Annotated in this window: 12 protein-coding genes; 2 read left to right on the top strand and 10 right to left on the bottom strand. The window is 46.8% G+C overall.

Annotated features, from left to right (window positions below; genetic code table 11):
• Positions 1-77: 77 nt before the first annotated feature.
• From trmD to LX99_RS18425, 9 genes are all read right to left on the bottom strand, one after another.
• Positions 78-761, bottom strand: a complete 684-nt coding sequence (trmD, locus tag LX99_RS18465; protein ID WP_109609200.1) for a tRNA (guanosine(37)-N1)-methyltransferase TrmD — start codon at positions 759-761, stop codon at positions 78-80.
• Positions 762-885: 124 nt separating this feature from the next.
• On the bottom strand, positions 886-1,761 hold the full coding sequence (locus LX99_RS18460; RefSeq protein ID WP_022832146.1) for a transglutaminase family protein: 876 nt from the start codon (positions 1,759-1,761) through the stop codon (positions 886-888).
• Positions 1,761-4,313 carry a circularly permuted type 2 ATP-grasp protein gene (locus LX99_RS18455; RefSeq protein WP_022832147.1) on the bottom strand — a complete coding sequence of 851 codons (2,553 nt, stop codon included), beginning with the start codon at positions 4,311-4,313 and terminating at the stop codon, positions 1,761-1,763. Before LX99_RS18455 ends, LX99_RS18460 begins: the two co-directional genes overlap by 1 nt.
• Positions 4,314-4,335: 22 nt before the next feature.
• The gene (locus LX99_RS18450; protein WP_109609199.1) at positions 4,336-7,680 is read right to left on the bottom strand and encodes a transglutaminase family protein; all 3,345 of its coding nucleotides are present in this window, start codon (positions 7,678-7,680) and stop codon (positions 4,336-4,338) included.
• A gap of 291 nt (positions 7,681-7,971) precedes the next feature.
• Entirely contained in the window at positions 7,972-8,811 is an 840-nt protein-coding gene (locus LX99_RS18445) for an endonuclease/exonuclease/phosphatase family protein (protein ID WP_109609198.1), read from the bottom strand.
• A 14-nt stretch (positions 8,812-8,825) separates the two neighbouring features.
• Positions 8,826-10,625, bottom strand: a complete 1,800-nt coding sequence (locus LX99_RS18440; RefSeq protein ID WP_109609197.1) for a RagB/SusD family nutrient uptake outer membrane protein — start codon at positions 10,623-10,625, stop codon at positions 8,826-8,828.
• Between the two features lie 21 nt (positions 10,626-10,646).
• Entirely contained in the window at positions 10,647-14,183 is a 3,537-nt protein-coding gene (locus tag LX99_RS18435) for a SusC/RagA family TonB-linked outer membrane protein (protein ID WP_109609196.1), read from the bottom strand.
• Between the two features lie 119 nt (positions 14,184-14,302).
• A complete protein-coding gene (locus tag LX99_RS18430) occupies positions 14,303-15,265 on the bottom strand; it encodes a FecR family protein (RefSeq protein WP_109609195.1) in 963 nt (320 codons plus the stop codon).
• Positions 15,266-15,337: 72 nt separating this feature from the next.
• Entirely contained in the window at positions 15,338-15,946 is a 609-nt protein-coding gene (locus LX99_RS18425) for a sigma-70 family RNA polymerase sigma factor (protein WP_022834098.1), read from the bottom strand.
• A gap of 156 nt (positions 15,947-16,102) precedes the next feature.
• Here LX99_RS18425 and LX99_RS18420 point away from each other — a divergent pair, with 156 nt between their 5' ends.
• The gene (locus LX99_RS18420; protein WP_109609194.1) at positions 16,103-17,407 is read left to right on the top strand and encodes a leucine-rich repeat-containing protein kinase family protein; all 1,305 of its coding nucleotides are present in this window, start codon (positions 16,103-16,105) and stop codon (positions 17,405-17,407) included.
• A 462-nt stretch (positions 17,408-17,869) separates the two neighbouring features.
• Here LX99_RS18420 and LX99_RS18415 read toward each other — a convergent pair whose 3' ends face one another.
• The gene (locus LX99_RS18415) at positions 17,870-18,256 is read right to left on the bottom strand and encodes a hypothetical protein (protein WP_109609193.1); all 387 of its coding nucleotides are present in this window, start codon (positions 18,254-18,256) and stop codon (positions 17,870-17,872) included.
• Positions 18,257-18,514: 258 nt separating this feature from the next.
• On the opposite strand from LX99_RS18415, the gene LX99_RS18410 reads away from it, so the two are divergent.
• Positions 18,515-19,615 (top strand): zinc-binding metallopeptidase family protein, encoded by a 1,101-nt coding sequence (locus LX99_RS18410; protein ID WP_109609192.1) that lies wholly within the window; start codon positions 18,515-18,517, stop codon positions 19,613-19,615.
• The last annotated feature ends 1 nt before the right edge of the window (position 19,616 follow it).

The following is a 19,616-nucleotide window of genomic DNA, read 5'->3' as shown; positions in this document are numbered from 1 at the left end:
AGCATTCTAAAAATTCCGGTTCAGACAAAACAACCACTCACTTAATCAACCCAATCAAGCACTCACCAAAAAAATAACTACTCACCCCGCTTCAACAAGTCCGGCCGGCGCGCCCTCGTGCGCTCCAGCGCCTGCTCGTGGCGCCATTTTTCTATTTCGGGGGTATTGCCGCCTAAAAGGATATCGGGCACTTTGTGGCCGTTCCAGTCGGCCGGGCGGGTATAAACCGGGGCGTCCAGTAAATCGTCCTGAAAAGAATCTGAAAGGGCGGATGTTTCGTCGCTGAGTACACCGGGGATAAGCCTTACCACGGCATCAACCAGCACCGCTGCCGGCAGTTCCCCTCCGGATAATACATAATCGCCTATCGAGATTTCGCGCGTAACATAAATATCGCGGATGCGTTGGTCGATCCCTTTGTAGTGGCCGCAAAGTATAATGATGTTTTTTTTAATGGAGAGCTGGTTGGCTATGCCCTGGTTAAGGGTTTCGCCGTCGGGGCTCATGAAAATGATCTCGTCATACTCCCGCTCCGATTGTAGTTTTTCTATACAGGCCGCAAAAGGGGGGATGGTCATTACCATACCGCTGCCGCCACCGTAGGGGTAATCATCCACGCTTTTTTGCTTGTTGGTAGCATAATCGCGCAGGTTGTGGACTACAATTTCAGAGATCCCTTTTTTTTGCGCACGCTGTAAAATAGAATGCGCGAAAGGGCTTTCCAATAAGCCGGGCAAAACGGAGATGATATCAAAACGCATGCACAAAGATAATAAATCGACGGGCAGATGCGCGGGTAGCAAATTTTCAGACAGCAGGTAACCGCCGGTGTACTATCTGCCGACAAGCGGTTTCCTCTGAAGGATACCTCACACTGCATATTTATCACTCCATCCGCCTAACATCCACATTCACAATCATCCTTTGGCCGGCGCCGCTGTACACAATCCCCTTTAACGGTGTAACGTCTGCAAAATCGCGCCCAAAGGCGGTACGTACGTGGCGGTCATTAACCAACAGGTTGTTGGTGGCGTCAAACTCTGTCCAGCCTAAATCCGGGATGTAGAGGGCTATCCAGGCGTGCGAGGCATCGGCGCCAAAAAGCTTGGGTTTACCCGGAGGGGGGATCGTTTCAATATAGCCGCTCACATACCTTGCTGCTAAACCTACCGACCGCAGGCAGGCCAGCGAAAAATGCGCGAAATCCTGGCAAACGCCTTTTTTATGCAGAAAAACATCTTCTACCCGCGTACTGATATCGGTAAAGCCCGGTGTAAAATCAAAATCGCTAAATATGCGCGAGTTAAGATCGAGCATTGCTTCCATAACGGGCCTGCCAGGCATAAAGGATTGTAACGTATAATCGCGGATCTCGTCAACAAAGCGGATATGTGCCGATTCGAGATAAAACTGGCGGATGTCATTATCAGCCTCGGCGCTCCGCAGCCAGATTACCACATTTTCCCAGGGCATGGTAGCCTTAGGATCAGCCTTGATCCATGCCGGCTCGGCAATTTCCACGTTGCTTTTTATCTCCACGCTTAGTTTGCGGTGAAACTCCTCTATCGAAAAATAAATGAATTTATTGCCAAAAAAGTCTTCGCGCATAGCCAGCAACCGTGGTTCGGGCTGGATCTGGTAATTTATTTTTTTTACCTCCTGAAAAGTATGATCAACCGGTACCTGGTAAACCAGGTTATGGCATAACGAGGCCCGTTGCTGGTACTCGTAGCGGGTAATGTGGGTAACCTGGTATTTCATTATAATTCGGGTAGCGGGTTATTGCTTTTTACAAAACTGTACTGGCTTTGGGTGGGGCTGAAATAACTTTCATAAATAACGCCCGATGCCTGGCCCAATGTAGTAATTAAGTGGTGCAGAAAATCATGCAGGTGCTTTTTGCTCAGGTCGCCTTCGGCATCCGGCATCACCAGTTTATTTACATCGCAAAGCCTGATCATGGTTAACGCTTCCAATAGCTTTTTCCGCGCCGGGCTAAGTCCGCCCTCGCTGTTATTGTCCGGGAGCTGCTTCAGATGCTCGTCAATCTTCGAAATTAAAAACGCAACTGATTTAGGGTTATCTTCATTGATCAGCAGCAAATTGAGCACCCCCTGCATCTGGAGTGTTGAGCGGTACAGGTAGCGGTAGGTAACCAAACTTTCGTGGCTCATCAGCACCAGCTCCATCAACTGTTTCTCTACGTCGGGTTTCACTTCGATAGCGAGCGCCGATTGCAGAATGGTACAGGTATTCATGGCCTGCTCCAAAAAGCGACCTGTATTGAGTAGGCGCCAGCTTGATGCCCGGGTCATGTTATCATTGTTAAGGCCGATGAAGGCCATCAGCTTGATGATAAACTGATCGAGGTTATGGTAAATTTTGTGCAGGTTGTTACCGTTCTCCTTCATCAGTTCCAGCTCTTCAGAGATGCTATCCAATATCCGCCAGGTATCGAGGCTTAGCCTGTCGCGCACGGCATAGCCGTTAATTAAAAATGATTGCAGGGATTGAGCCAAAGTGCCCGGTCTGCCGGTTTCAACGGCAAGGGAAAGAAGCTCCCTCTCGGGCTGGGTTAGTTTAACCTGATCTTCGGCGGCAAAGCCGGGGAGTGTACCGGTTAAGGCGCTCAGACTTTTTAGCAGGATCACCAGCGTCTGGTCGGTTTCCGGGTGGATCTCGTCATCGCGCTCGTTGTATATTTTTAGTACGATGCGCATCATCCGCACGTTGCTTACCGCCCTGTCTAAATAACGACCAAGCCAGAAAAGGCTTTCGCCGGTACGACTTGGCAAAATGTTTTTAACCTGCCTTAAAGGCTGCTGGCTGGCCGGTTGCTGCGGCGGATGTTGCGGCAACGGCCCCAACACCCAGGTGTCCTTACTGATACCGCCCGACTGGTTGGAAATAATAAAACCATTTTTGGCAGGAAAGCTTCTTGATAAGCCGCCCTGCATTACGTGGTATACCTGTTTTTCAGTATCGGCCACTACATAGCTTCTGAAAATAGCATTGCTGGCCTCCAGGTTGTTATCAATTAGCGATGGGGTGGTGCTGAGGTTAACCACCTCCTGCGCCACATATAAATACGGACGCGTATTGATCTCTTTCTTTAATTCCTCTATCTGCTTTTTGCTTAACTCGCTGCCTATATACAGCGGCGCTTCGTTATTACGATAGGTGGAGCGTACGATGAGGAATGGCAGGTTATCAAATACATATTTCCGTTCCTTTTCGTGCCCGCACCACCAGGTGGCTACCGATGGAAGTATGAGTTCTTCATTTAATAAATGCCTGCACAGGCGAGGTAAAAAGGCCATCAATCCGGGGTTTTCCAATATCCGGCAGCCGAGGGGATTAATTACGGTCACCTTTTTTTGCCTAATGGCTTCCATCAAACCCACAACACCTAAATGGCTCTGGCTAAAAAACTCCAGCGGATCACAAAAAATATCGTCAACGCGCCTCACAATAACGTCTACCTTTTCAAGGCCGCGCAGGGTTTTGAGCCAAACATAACCATCGCTCACAGTAAGGTCCTGCCCAAAAACAAGGGTAATACCTAATGATGAGGCCAGATAGGCATGCTCAAAATAAGTTTCGTTGGCCGTACCCGGCGACAGCAATACTACCCTTGGGTTTTCTTTATTTTGAAGGGTGAGTTTGGTGAGTGTATTTTTTAATGTTTGATAGTAGGATGAGATCTTGCGCACCTGGTTCTCCCGGATCAGGTCGGGGAATACCCTTGTCATGGCGGCCCGGTTCTCCAGCGTGTAACCCGCACCCGATGGGGCATCAGTACGGTCATGCAATACCCAGATTTTTCCTAAGGGCCCCCTTACCAGGTCGGCAGAGTATTGGATAAGCTGGAATTTGCCGGGTATTTTGATCTTATCGGCCTGGCGTAAAAAACCCTTGTGGGTAAACACCAGATCAAAGGGAATAAAACCTTCTTTAATCAGTCTGCGGTCGCCGTAAATGTCTGTTAAGATCAAATTCAGCAACTCGGCGCGCTGGGTTAACCCCCGTTCAATGGTTTCCCATTCCTGCTGGCTAAAAACCATGGGCACCGGGTCCAGCTTCCAGGGGCGGTTAATGCCATCGGGATCGCTGTACACGTTGTAGGTAACCCCATTATCACGCAGTTCCTGGCTTATTTCCCTGCTGCGCTGCTCCATTTTCTCGATACCGAGCTCATCGTAGGCATGCGCCAGTTTTTTCCAATGCTCGCGTACCTTGCCGCCCGGAGCCGCAAGCTCATCAAAAAAAGGGCTGGCAGTGTTACCGGCCTGTTGCAGGTACGTTTCAATCATGCTTCAAATCTCTTATTTTTCGCTATAAGTTGTTAGCATTTTTATATCGCCTCAAATCCATCGTGTAAGGGTACTCGGGGTTGACCATCTGTTGTGTGATGGTATACTGTGGCAATATATTCATTTTGGTAACAAACCTGCCCCCGGCCGTTTGGCGGCTTGCTGCGGGCTCTACCAGGTTAACCGAATGACCGAAATCAAAAAAGCGTGAAATTACCCTGGCCTCGGCCTCATAACTGTTTACCGGGAAGGTGTCATAACTGCGCCCGCCGGGATGCGAAACGTGGTACTGGCATGCTGCTATTGATTTCTGTGTCCAGTTATCATACAGATCAAACACCAGCGGCGTATCAATCCCGATAGTTGGGTGTAATGCCGATGGCGGCTGCCAGGCCCTGTAACGTATACCCGCAATATATTCGCCCTGTACGCCCGTACTTTTGAGCGGAATTTTGAGGCCGTTGCATAAAAAGGTATAACGGGAATCGGTAAGGCCTGAAATTTTCACCTGCACCCGCTCTAACGATGAATCAACAAAGCGGGAGGTCCCGGAGCTCGACATTTCTTCGCCCAGTACATGCCATGGTTCGATAGCCATTTTTATTTCGATGTTGATATCGTCAACCTGCAATTCGCCCAGGAAGGGAAAGCGGAAGCTGAAAAACGGCTCGAACCAGGAGATATCAAAACCGTAACCGGCATCGCGCAGGCTGTTTACTACCTCGGTCATGTCTTTATAGCAATAATGGGGCAGCAGGAAACGATCGTGCAGTTCGGTACCCCAGCGTACCAGTTTATGGTTGTATGGTGTTTTCCAGAACCAGGCCAGCAGCGTACGGATGAGCAGGAACTGCACCATGCTCATACGGTAATGCGGCGGCATATCAAAACCCCTGAACTCGAGGATACCCAGCCTCCCGCTCGATGAATCGGGCGAGTATAATTTATCGATGCAAAACTCCGAGCGGTGGGTATTACCGGTGATATCCGTTAAAAAATGACGGAAGATCCTGTCAACCAGCCAAAACGGCACTTCATTTTCTTTCAGATCGGGGATTTGCTGAAAGGCTATCTCCAGTTCATAAAGGGTTTCCATCCTGCCCTCATCAACACGGGGGGCCTGACTTGTAGGGCCGATAAACTGGGTAGAGAACAGGTACGACAGGCAAGGGTGGTGCTGCCAGAAAGTGATAAAGCTGCGCAACACATCAGGCCTGCGCAACAGCGGACTATCCGCCGGGGTTTCGCCGCCAAGGGTTACGTGGTTGCCGCCGCCGGTACCCGTATGCCTGCCATCGATATTGAATTTTTCGGTAGCGAGGCGCGATTCGGCTGCTTTTTTATATAAAATATCATAATTACGGGCCAGTTCGCGCCAGCTTGATGCCGGGTGGATATTTACCTCGATAACCCCCGGATCGGGCGTGATCATCATTTTGGTAACCCGGTTATCCGCTGGCGGATCGTAGCCCTCTATCAATACTGGGACCTTGAGCTTTTCGGCTGTGCGCTCAACCGCGTTAACGAGGTACAGATAATGTTCAAAATAGCTCGTCGGCGGGAAAAAGACAAACAGTTTGCCCTGCCTTACCTCAACTACCAGGGCGGTTTTAAATATAATATCGCTGTTATTGAACCTGCTGCCTTGCTCGGGGGGCAGGTTGCCGGCACCCGGCAGTTCGTCTACCTCGGCAAATAAACTTCGCTCCGGCAGTTCCTCCTGCCCGGCGGCATCAACGTATTGAATTGAATCCAGCGGCAAGCGCAATCCTACCGGCGAATTACCCGGAACCAAAAACAGGTTGTTGCGGCGGAACGACCATTTGCAGCTTTGCCAGTTATTTTGACCGATGTCCCATTTAATGGGCACAACAAAACCAACCGGCTCGTTAAGGCCGCTGTTAAGCAGCTCGGCCAGTTTTTGCCTTTCCAACGGCGATTTCAGGTCGACCTTCAGGGGATCTACATTGATGGGGGTTTTGCTTTCTTCCCACAAAAAATAAAAAGGGTCTTCGTAGGTAGGCGTAATATTTTTACTGTCGATGTGCAGCTCCCGCGTAAGGGCACGCATAAAATTTTCGGCATCCCCGGGGCCGAAGCCATAATCTTTACTCAGATCGGCCATGAGGGCGTCATTATTCCACAGCGGTACATTATCCTTTCGCCAGTAGCAGGCCAGTTTCCAGCGGGGGAGGGGTTCGCCGGGGTACCACTTGCCTTGCCCGTACTGCATCAGCGCTCCGGTTCCATATTCGTCTTTTAGTTTGTGGAACAGGATGTTGGACAGGCGGCGTTTATGCTCACCATCGGCGGCCGAATTCCATTCGGGCGCCTCGTAATTATCTACCGATACAAAAGTGGGCTCACCGCCCATCGTAAGGCGTACGTTATTGGCCTCAAATTCGGCATCCACCTGGTCGCCAAGGGCCATAATATCATTCCATTGCTCGTCTGAGAATGGTTTGGTTACCCGTGGCTTTTCCTCAATACGGGTAATGGTATTTTCAAAATGAAATTCCGTTTTGGCAGGTTCAGAAAAACCGCTGATCGGGGCGGCGCTTTGCGGGTCGGGTGTGCAGGCCAGGGGGATGTGGCCCTCGCCCGCAAAAAGGCCCGAAGTTGGGTCGAGCCCTACCCAGCCGGCACCGGGCAGGTAAACCTCTGTCCAGGCGTGCAGGTCTGTAAAGTCCTGTTCGGGCCCCGACGGGCCTTCCAGCGATTTAATATCCGGTTTTAACTGTACCAGGTAGCCCGAAGCAAAGCGGGCGGCCAAACCAAAATGCCTCAGTAACTGAACCAGCAGCCAGGCCGTATCACGGCACGATCCGGATTTGAGCGACAAAGTTTCCTCGCATGATTGGATGCCCGGCTCCATCCGGATATTGTAGGCAATCTCGTTATAAAGCAAACGGTTAAGGGTAACCAGGAAGTTTTGCGTGATGGTGTTTTTTTCAAGTAACTCGCTGGCTTTCTCTGTCAGGTCCATCAACAGCGGGCCCCGTTCGGTAACCTCCAGATATGGGGCGAGGTTTTTGGTTAAAGTGTCGTCGTAATTAAAAGGGTAGTGAACAGCGTACTCTTCCACAAAAAAATCGAAGGGGTTGATCACCACCATATCGGCTATTACCTCTACATCAACGCTAAACTCATTTACCTTTTCGGGGAAGACGATACGCGCCAGGTAATTGCCGAAAGGGTCCTGCTGCCAGTTAATAAAATGCTTTTCGGGAAGTATCTTTAGCGAGTAACCTTTAATCATGGTTCGCGAGTGCGCGGCCGGGCGTAAGCGGATAACCTGGGGCGAAAGGGTGATGTGTTTATCGTATTTGTAACTTGTGAAATGACGGATAGCTACTTTTATCGACATAAATAGGGGTTTTATGTTATAAAAATATCTTATTTGTTTTTAATACTTTAATAAATGTTGGTTTTTTTAATGAAACTTTCAACCCCAATCCGTTATCATGAAAAAATGATAAAATAAAAGACATTAGTTGACAAAAAGTGTAAAAAACAGCGTTTAATAAACCTGTTTATTCACATCTTAACCTGCATGCACCTAAGGCGATGCCGGTTGCTTAAATACAAGCAATAATCAATTGGGATATAAAAAAAGGGGTTGCCTGTTCGGCAACCCCTCTACAAATGAGTATTGAATTTACAAACTCAACTCGGCCAGCACCGGGAAATGATCCGAAGGATATTTACCGTGATAGCTATCAGACAAGATTCCCCATCTTTGCACATTAACCTTACCGGTAGTGAAAATATGGTCGATAACGCCGCTGCGTTTAATCTCCTCGCCAAATGAGTTAAACGATGGGTTAAACTCATAAGGTTGCGCGGCCTGGCTGTAGGTATCAACCAAATAGCCCGAGGTAGCCAAACGCTGGTACCACGTGCTTTGGTGGTCGCCGTTCAGGTCGCCGGTAAAGATGGCTTTTTCTGAACCTGCAATTTCCTTGATCTTTTTCAGGATCAGCTTTGCGCTTTCTTCACGGGCTACTTTTCCCTGGTGATCAAAATGGGCGTTAAAGAAGTAAAATTTCTTTTTACTTTCCTTATCCTGCAGGTACACCCATGAGCAGATGCGGTTGCAGCAGGTTGCATCCCAGCCTAAGCCTGGTTTATCAGGCGTTTCAGACAACCAGAAATCACCTTTTTTGAGTAACGTAAAACGGCTTTTCCTGAAAAATATAGCCGAGTGCTCTCCCGCGTCTTTCCCGTCGTCACGACCTAAGCCGTAGCGTTCGTAACCAGGCAGGGCGGTACTCAGATCTTCCAGCTGATTTTTGAGGCCCTCCTGGGTACCAAAAACATCAAACTGATGAAAACGAATCAGCGCGGCGGCAACAGGCGCCCGGTTTACCCAAAGATTGCCTGTATCCCTGGGGTTGGCGAACCTCAGGTTAAAGGTTGCTACAATTAAATGCTGGGCGCCCGCCGGCAGGCTGAGCAGCGCCAATAACGCGCTGAATAAAAACTGTTTTACTTTCATAATCGATGTATCTTTTATTGTTCCCAACCCGGGTTCTGGCCCAATTTAGGGTTTTGAAGCCTGTCGGTTTCAGGGATCGGGTAAAGATAAAACTTGTTATCCCATTTACGCGCAATAGTGGTTAACCAGGTAAGTTCGTTATCGCTGTTAAGCCGCTGCGGATTTGCCGTACCGTTGGCCAATGTAGGGGCAACGTTTACGTAGGTTACACCGGCAACCTGGTTTTCCTTAGCCGGGAGCGTGGTGTAAAAGCATACATCCAGTACGCCATCACCATTCAAATCCATCGGAACGTTCAATGCCGGTACGTAAAAGCCATTCCAGGTTTGATCCATCAGTTCGCCTCTTTTCCAGCGTACAATATCATAAAACCTGAAACCCTCAAACGCGAGCTCGATACCGCGTTCGCGGCGGATCTCCAATATCGAAGCATCCGAAATAGCCGGGAAATAGTTGTTTTTAAGATATTGATCAACAACAACGGGTTTGGTAGCCGTATTGCCTGTAATACCGGCCCTGCGACGTAGAGCGCCGATGGTTTGATTCCAGTCGGCATCGGTAAGCGTGCCTAACTCGGCTTTGGCTTCGGCATAGTTTAACAACACCTCGGCATAGCGCATAATTGGCACCGAGTTAGTGTTCCTTTTACCGCCATCCATCGATGCATCATCCTGCGTTAATTTAATTGGTTGATACCCGGTGTAAGTATAGGAAAACACAGGCGGGGCTATTTGTTGTGTTGTACCATTAAGGCGGCTGTAGTTACCCATACGGATGGTTTGCTGCAAACGCATATCGCGGCCTTTTACTTCTTCAACAAACGGCATGGTTTTGTAACCTGGTTTATCCGTAAACGGTGTGCCATCAATGTTAAGATAGGTATTTACAAATGTGCGGATAAGGCTTAACCGGTCGCCGTAGGTAGCGCTTGTCCAGTACCAATTCGAATCATTAAAAACCCCCAACGCAGGATCTGAGATCGCAGCCAAAATCACCTCTGATGCTACGGGAGCCTGGCCGGTAAACAACGCACGGTACGATTTATCTGTACCTCCGGCTGTATTTAAACTAAAGCCGCCTTCGGTCATCACTTTTTGTGCGGCCTCTGCAGCCTGGGTTAACAGGCCGTTCACTGAAGCCTGCAGGCCGTATTCGTCATGATATTTGCGGAAAGTGCCCTCAAAAAGGCAAACGCGCGATTTAAAGGCATAAGCGGTGTACTTAGTAATCAAGCTGCGGGTGTTATCTGTTGTTTTAATGTACGTACCGGCATAATCCAGATCGGCAATGATCGAATCGACCACCAGGGTTCTTTTATCCCTTGGGTTATACAACGCCGGGTCATCGACCTTCATGGTTTTGCTGTACCATGGCACATCGCCAAAGCGTTTCAGTTTGTCAAAGTAAAACCAGGCCCTGAAAAAACGTGCAAGGCCAATAAAGTGCTGGCGATCAGCAAGCGCAACTTTGGGGTTATTACAATTTTCTATAAAAAAGTTAATATTTCGCAGCCCGGTCCATACCCAATCGGTACTTTGCCGTGGGCCATAGGCGCCCGGCCTTAAAAAGTCGGGAACAGATGTTCTGGCCGCGTAATCGGCCATGGCATCGCCTCGTACTACCGCGCCGGCGTCGGGCAGTATTTCATAAAACGAGTTGGCGTATAGTTGCAGGCCCGTTACGTTGCCAAAAACATCGTTTCTTTTGGCGGTATCCTGCGGCGCCTGGTCTAATTTTTTACAGCTAACTACAATAAAACTCACAAAAAGCATTATTGCGGATAGCTTTACGTATGCTGATTTTAAAGAAAACATATCTGTAGCTTTTTTTAATGATTAAAATGTTGCCGTTAAACCTATGGTTACACTTTTTAATATCGGGTAGTTGTTACCGTTACCGCTTTTACCATCGGTAAGTACCCTGTCTGATCCGTTGATGCTTTCAGGGTCGATGTCTTTGGTAACTTTATAAAGCGGCGACCATGTTAACAGGTTCTCGCCCGATACAAATACCCGCAGGCTGTTCAGCTTTATTTTCTGAATCAGGTGTAATGGCAGGTTATAACCTACCTGTACGTTCTTCATACGCAGGTAAGCCGCATTTTGCATGTATTTGGTTTGTGCCTGACTTAACTCACCCGAGCCATTCTGGGCGGTATAGCCCCTGTAACGAGGGAAATAGGCATTCGGATTATCTTCCGACCAGATCTTGCCCAATTGCGACGCGGGAATTTTGTTGTAAGGCCTGTTATATTGTCCCCAGAAAACGCTTGCTTCCGAGCCCGGATACCAATCGCGTTTGGCTACGCCCTGGAAAAATGCCGAGAAAAAGAAGTTATTCCAATCAGCGTCCACACCAATACCATAAGTATATCGAGGGGTGGCATTACCAATAATTTTTCTGTCGCCGGGTTTATTTACGGTTTGATCGCCAAAATCAATTACACCATCATTGTTCAGGTCTTTAAACTTGATATCGCCCGGTAAAAGCTGACCGGTTGTTGAAGCCTTGATCAATGTTTGTTTAGGCGAGTTGGCAATATCCTGTGCCGAGGTAAAATAACCGGCTGTTTCAAAACCCCAGATCTCGCCTACGGTTTGGCCTGCATAATAATCGCTAAGGCGTTTATCCGGGTTGTTGTACTTGGTGATTTTGGAAGTATAGTCGGCCATGGTTAACCTTAAACCGTAGTTAAAGGGTTTGGCACCGTCGTTAAATTTATCGCGCCATGCTATAGTTACCTCCCAGCCTTTTGTTTTAAGGTCGGCATAGTTACCTTTAGGTACATCGGTGCCAAAAACGGCAGGCAAAGTCATACCTACGGTAAACATATCGGTAGTTTTGCGGATATAGGCATCACCCGAAATTGTTAAGCGGTTTGACAGCATGCCCAGATCCAAACCAAGGTTTTGGGTATTTGAAGTTTCCCAGGTTAAACCATCAGGCAACACACCCGGCTGACCGGTTTTTTGAGGCAACACACCATTCAGGATCCTTGGTGATTTTTCAATTTTAAATTTCTCCTGGAACGCGTATGAACCTATGCTACCGTTACCCAATGAGCCGTAAGAAGCTCTTACTTTTAAATTGGTGATCAATTCTTTCGATACTTTCCAGAAAGGTTCGTTCGAGATCTTCCAACCGGCAGATACCGAAGGGAAGAAAGCATAACGCTGATCGGAAGGAAATTTTGATGAACCATCGTAGCGCCCATCTGCCTCTACCAGGTAGCGATCTTTAAAAGAGTAGTTTAAACGATAAAAACCACCTACAATATCCCACTTATCCCAACCTCCTACAGTAGTTATCCCCTGGCCAAGGGCAAGGTTAATATCTGTAGCATCGTCAGAAAGTAAACCGTTACGCGTAACATCAAGCGCTTTTTGGGTAGACTGCTCGAAGTTGAAACCTGCTAAAGCTTTAAAATAGTGGCCACCTTTTAGTTTTGGTTCAAATTCGCCGTAAGTGTTGGTAGCTATGTACTGGGTGCTTTGATTATAGATCTCCAGATCGTTATAGGCTGTACCAACATATTCGATCACTCCGGGTTTGCGGCTGTACGCTACAGGCACACGTTTACTGTTTTTGCCGTTATCGGTATTTTGGAAGGTGAAGTCACCTTTTACACGGAAGGTGTTATCAAAAAACTGGGCTACAAAACCGGTAGTGTTCCTGAATACACGGTTATCAAAATTGATACCGTTTTTGCCGTAGTAAAAATCGCCTACCGAGTACGCTGCCGAATAAGTTAACGTACCATCAGGGTTAAACAAGGGAACCATAGTATGGCCCTCGTCCTGGATATTTCTCCAAACACTGCCACCTTCGCCCACGTTTTGCGGGTTGTGGTATTTCATGTTCGAGTAGTCGGCATTGTTATAAATGCTTAACCACGGAAATACCTGCAATGAGCCTTTGGCCCTTAAGTTATAAATGCTGTAATCATCCGAGTTATAGCGGAATAAACCATCCTGCGCGTAATAACGGCCGGTGATCAGGAAGTCGGCCTTGCCGCTGTTGCCCGATACCGCTAAATTGTGCTCGCGGGCCGCGTTATGGTTTTTATATAAAAGCTTGTACCAGTCGGTATTGCCATAATACTCATATTCGCCGGCGCTGTTTACAATAGTAGAGGGCAGCGACGGATCAAGCGAATGTTTTCTTAGTTCTTCCAGGTAAGCTTGAGAAAACTTTACCGTTTTGTTGATATTTTGCGGTGTTTGCGAGTAATCATTCCAGGCGCTCCAGGCATCGTTAAACATTTTGGCAAAAGTGTAACCATCGGTAACAAATTTAGGTACCGTAGTTGGGCTTTTAATGGATTGGTTGAACGAGTAGGTAACGCTGGTTTTCTCTTTACCCGGATTTTTTGTGGTGATGAGGATAACGCCGAAAGCGCCGCGGGCGCCATAAATAGAAGCCGAAGCAGCATCCTTCAATACCGATACGGAGGCCACATCATTAGGGTTGATCCGGCTTGGGTCGCCCTCAACACCATCAACCAATACCAACGCGTTACCACCCTGGCCGATAGAGGTTGTTCCCCTTACGTTGTACGTTGGCGATTGGATTGGTTTACCATCCAAAGGCACAAGGTTTAAGTTAGGTATAACACCCTGCAAGCCCTGGGTTAAGTTAGGTAACGAACGGTTTTCGAGCGCCTTTGAGGTGATCTGCTCAACCGCGCCGGTGAGGTTTTGCTTTTTCTGCGTGCCGTAGCCTACTACCAACACCTCATTCAGCGTGCCCGATTGCGCTACCAGGGTAATAGGGTTAAGCGCGTTAACCTCGCCCGATTTAATTTTGATACCCGGTACACGTTTCGATTCGAACGAGATAAAGCTTACCACCAGCGTATAAACGCCCTCATCGGCACTGATGGTAAAATTACCGTTAACATCGGCCTGCGCGCCTTTGCCTGCTTCAAGCAGCATCACTGTAGCGCCGGTAAGCGGCTCGCCTTTTTCATCAACAATTTTACCGGTTACTTTGCCGGGTGCAGCTTTCGGCGGGTCTTTTTTAAACAAGGTAACGGTGCCTGTTACCTCCTCTTTAAAACCAATGTTCGTATTGCCAAAAACCGCCTTTAAAATGGTTTCCAAGCGTTCGTGGCTAAAGCTTTGGTTTTTAACCTGCGCATTTGCCTGGGCAATGGTTTTAGGGTCGTAAGCAAATTCAATGTTACCGGCGGCTTCAATCTTTTTTATGGAAGTTAACAGGGTTTCGTTTGAAAGGGAAACGCTAACGCGTCTTTCAAAAATCTGTCCGGTGCTCGGGGCGGCAATCAATACACCCGCGCCCGCGATAATCATGGTGTAAATCAGAAAAGTGATACGCATAGCTTTACTTAAGCAACGTAAGTTTTTTTTCATACTTTTGAGTTCTTAGTGAATTGTAAACAGAGAAACTAAGGGCATAAGCATATAGGGCTCAATCTATTGTGCTTTGCAATCTAATGGCCGGGTCTGCTACAGACCGGGCTTTTTTATTTTCAGTAAACGGTTACTTCATTGTTTCGCCTCCTGCTGCTGTTTTTGTGGATGGAACATATTAGCCTCATGGTTTCATCAACCGTGTGCTGACTGGTGATGATGATGTTGTATTTATAGGTATCTGTTTGATTGTTTGCGCTGGTCACTTTTACCCCGTAAATGTTATTCACGGTCATGGCCAGTTCCCGGAATGACGCGTTGCTGAGGGCGGTGCGGCCTTCTATCCAGCCACGGCTTTTTTCGCCGTTGTATTTACTCAGCACAAAAGCCTGCTGCCCTATGGTATAGGTAGCCCTTTGGTTAGGCATCAATACGGCCATTTTTCCGTGTTTATCGCTTACCTCCACGTGGCCTGTGCGCAGCGTTACCGCAACGTAGTTCAGTTGACTATAAGCTTTTACGTTGAATGAAGTTCCCAGCACCTTGGTGGTTACGCTATTGGTTACTACCAGGAAGGGATGCGCGGCATCATGCTTTACTTCAAAAAAGGCCTCGCCTTCATCCAGGTAAACCTTGCGGGTAGCCGTGTTATTAAAGCTCGTGCCTATCCTGATGCTCGACAAGGCATTGAGCCAAACGGTTGAACCATCGGGCAATTCGAGTTTTTTTACCTGGCCTGTTTTGGTTTTATAAGTGGCAAATACCGGGGCTTGTTGTTGCTGCTGTTGCCGGGTTATTACTGCCCGGCGCACAAGCAGTCCTGCGCCAACCAGTAAAATTATAGCGGCCGCGGCCGCATAGCTAAAAATATTTAAGCGGCGTATTTTTGCAGTGGGAGTAGTTACATGTGACTTTACGTAGCCATAGATCCCGCTTTTTATATGCTGCTCTTTTTCGGCCGATACCTGTTCATCGGTTTCGTTGTACGATTGATACCATTCGTCAACAAGTTTCCGTTCCTGTTCGGTAACGTTGTTTTTTAGGTAGCGGTCAATTAAGTTTTTTAGCTCCTGCGGATCCATTCAGTTCTGTGCTGTTTATGGATATGTTGCACAAAACCGCTTTTACTACTTCTATTTTAAATCAACTTTACGTTAACTTTTTGTAAACAGGATAACGAGACAAATAAAGCAGTTGAGGTACCTGTCGGGGTATTCCATCTTAAGGCGGCGCTTTAAACGCTTCAGCGCTTCGGTGATATTGTTGGATACCGTTTGTTCGGCCAGGTTAAGGTTTTCGGCAATTTCCCTTACCGAGTAACTGTCGCTGCGAAGCAGGAAGGCCCGTTTCATATTAACAGGCATTTCCTCCACTTCTTCGCTCACAATTTTTTCCAGGTTGAAGTAGGATGAAAGGTTGTCTTCACTATGAATCAGGTTTCCCATCCGCTCCAAAGCGTTCTCCATAGCGTTTTGCCTGATGTTTTCGGAGCGAAAATGGTGGAGTACCTTACGCTTAACCGCGCCATGCAAAAATTGCTCAAGGCTGGTGTTTACCTGTATTTCGTTACGCTTTTGCCAAACATCAATCAGCAGGGTTTGCACAATATCCTTCGCAGTTTCCTCATCACCCACCCTCACCTGCGCGGCAATAAAAAGCGATTTCCAATAACGGTTGAACAATACGTCGAAAGCGTTGAGATCATCTTCCTTAAGCAGTTCCAACAGCTCGGCATCGGCAGCAGGGGTGTCAAATTGTTGCATCGGCCAAAAATAAACAACCTACGTAAATTAAAGGTTAAATAAATGGGTAATTGAATACCGGTGCTAAATTAGTCGGGGGCAGGATCAACACGCCACTCCCGTTGTTCCGCTACTACCTTAATCGGCCCGTGAAAATATTTACCTTTGCCATAAGCTATGCAAACACTACAACAGCTAAAAAACGGCGAATTAAAAGGATTAACTACACTTAAACTTTCCGGGCAGCTTACCAGTTTTCCTGAAGAGATTTTTGAACTGGCCGATACACTCGAATACCTTGATCTTTCCGGCAATGCCCTTCGTTTATTGCCTTCCGATTTTGGTCGCCTGCAAAAGCTGAAGATATTTTTTTGCTCCGAAAATCAATTCACCGTTTTACCCGAAGTTTTGGGAGATTGCCCGCTGCTGGATATTGTTGGCTTCAAATCAAACCAGATTGAAACCGTACCCGCTAAAGCAATTAATCCTAATTTGCGCTGGCTCATCCTTACCAACAACCGGATAAATGAGTTACCAGCCGAAACAGGCAATTGCCACAGGATGCAAAAGCTGATGCTTGCAGGCAACCGGTTGAAAGCATTGCCTTCGTCATTAGCCAACTGCAAAAACCTGGAGTTACTACGCATAGCGGCTAATCAACTTGATGAGCTTCCTCAATGGTTATTGTCCATGCCCAAACTCTCATGGCTGGCTTTTTCGGGCAATAAATTCAATCATAAGCATCATGTTAAGCCAATTGATAGCATTGATTGGAACGAACTTGAAATTGAGCAGCAAATTGGCGAAGGCGCATCGGGCATCATATCAAAGGCCGTATGGAATAAGCAGGGTATTGCAAAAGATGTAGCGGTTAAAATTTTTAAAGGCGCGGTTACCAGCGACGGGCTACCGCAGGATGAAATGGATGCCTGTATTGTTGCGGGCAATCATGAGGGGTTGGTGAAACTGATCGGCGAGATAGCCAACCATCCCCAAAACAAAAAAGGGTTAGTAATGGAACTCATCCCGGAAGGATTCTTTAACCTCGGCCTGCCCCCAAGTTTTGCCAGCTGCACCCGGGATGTTTTTAAACCCGAAACTACACTTAGCGCCGCCCGGGTATTAAAAATTGCTGCTACCATAGCATCCGTTACCGCGCATTTGCACCGTAACGGAATTATGCACAGCGACCTGTATGCGCATAATATTTTAACAGATCATAATGGCAACACCCTGCTGAGCGATTTTGGCGCGGCAAGTTTTTATGATCAGGATGACCGGCAGATTTCCTTGGCGCTCGAAAGGCTGGAGGTACGGGCCTATGGTTGCCTGCTTGACGACCTGATTTGCCTGTGCACAGAAAAAGATAACGAAGCCATTAAGCAACTCACTAAGATGAAAGACAGGTGCCTGTCTGAGGATATTTTTAACAGACCAATATTTGAATATATAAATAAGCAACTGGCTAATCTCGCGGAATAATCGCCATATGTCGCTTCATTCTTTAAAACGTTTTATCGGTTTTTGATCAGTACGGTGCTTTTGGGCCAGACCCGACCATTCAATCTGGAATATTTTTTTAATCTGTTAGAAATATTTGAACGATAAATGATAATTTTTACCATTTCATCGATTTATTCTGCCTTTTGATCGTTTTTTTTTGATTTTTAATAATACATACATTAGATTTGTATCTATTTCAATACAAGGTTACCACCTTGATTTGTGATAAGGTTTAGGTTTAAAGCCTCCAAGCAGCGAGTGCAAGGAGGCTTTTATTTTTATTACTTTATCATTAACGTATTATTTTAAGTTTTAGTGTTTAAACGGTTAATATTATTTGAAGGTACTAAGTATGAATAGTAACCTATATTACCCATTGATGGCTTAATTATTAAAACTATCAATTACTCACCTGGTACCAATAATTGAAGCCTGTATTGTTCAATGGTTAATAGTAACCACGGTGTCTTTGAACAGCGGGCTTTCCTTACCTTGCTCCAACGATTTGAATTTATCATTCTCAAAGTGCAGCACGTGGTTAACTTCATACCATTTCCCTACATACAATTGCTCCTTATAATACCAGGCTTCCTGTCTATTTCCATTGCCGTCTTTATCTGACGATTCCTTATAAGGCTTTCCATAAATTTCAAGTACTTCATTTTTGTTCATCCCCGGGATAAGTTTATCACTGGTAAACCTGGTTTGTCGTTGCACCTTACAGCCTGCAAACAATATCACCAACAGGAAAAGATATATGGCAGATCGGAACAATGATCTGGAAAATACAATGGATTTAGAAAAATTAAGCAGGCAACGCTTTTCCATAAAGATTAAGTTTTGGATTTATAAACAATTTCGGTTAAATAATTTCCTTAAAATTAAATCAAATTTCGCAAATACATCGATAGTATTATAAATACGATAACTAAAACTAAATGATGGCTTGTTTGAAAACCGGGAAGGATGATATTAACCTACATTTAGGCATTGCAAAAAAGATCATTCTTTTTTCACTTCCTTAAAACCCACAGCTATATAATCTGTTAGTTCACAGGCTATTCACAACATATAGCACCCAAAAAGATGAAACTATTTAAATGCACCAATTGCGGGCAACTATTATATTTTGAAAACAGTTTATGCGAATGCTGTAAACATGTGCTGGGTTTTACGGCTGATGACCTGATGGTGCATACCCTTGTTGGCGGCGATGAGGGTACCTACAGCTTGTATGGTTATAAAAAGCCCTTATTCGGTTCGGGTAAAAACCAGCCCCCTCAGTTTAAATACTGCCAAAACCATCAATATGATGTTTGCAACTGGCTGATCCCGGCCAATAATCAGGCTGTTTTTTGCAAAGCCTGCGAACTCAACCACATTGTACCTAACCTTGCCGACCCCGAACATTTGAGGCAATGGCGCTTAATTGAAACTGCCAAACACCGCCTTGTTTACTCGCTGCTGCAACTTAAACTGCCGTTGGTAAGCAAATTACAGGATATTGAAAAAGGTCTCAGCTTTGATTTTTTAAGCGATGCCGATCCCTCGCAAAGGGTACTTACCGGGCACGAGAACGGCCTTATTACACTGAATGTAGAGGAAGCGGATGATGATAAACGTGAGGCCTCGCGCCTGCAAATGAATGAGCCTTACCGTACGTTACTGGGCCATTTCAGGCATGAGGTAGGGCATTATTATTGGGACAGGCTAATTGATAACAGCACTTATATTGATGAGTACCGCCTGTTGTTTGGCGACGAAAGGGAGGATTACAGCGAGGCCCTTCAACGCAACTACAATGAGGGCCCGCCGGCAGATTGGAACCAGAATTATATCAGCGCCTACGCCGCTTCGCACCCATGGGAGGATTGGGCCGAAACCTGGGCGCACTACCTGCATATTATGGATACGCTGGAAACCGCAGACGCTTTTGGTATGAAGGTATCGCCGCGCATAGCAGATAAAGACAGCGGCTTAAAAGCGGCCATCAACATAAGCCCATACCAGGAACCGGATTTTGAAAAACTGCTCGACCTGTGGCTGCCCCTAACCTTCGCCATGAACAGCATGAACCGCAGCATGGGCAATGCCGATATGTACCCCTTTGTTATCCCGCCAAAGGTGGTGGAAAAATTGAGTTTCATACATAAGGTTTGTTTTGCATCAAAGGAAGGCAAAAAATAAA

Origin of the sequence: Mucilaginibacter oryzae, assembly GCF_003148845.1 — a bacterium.
GTDB lineage: Bacteria > Bacteroidota > Bacteroidia > Sphingobacteriales > Sphingobacteriaceae > Mucilaginibacter > Mucilaginibacter oryzae.
Note: the sequence above shows the minus strand (reverse complement) of the source record. Positions and strands in the feature narration are given on the sequence as shown.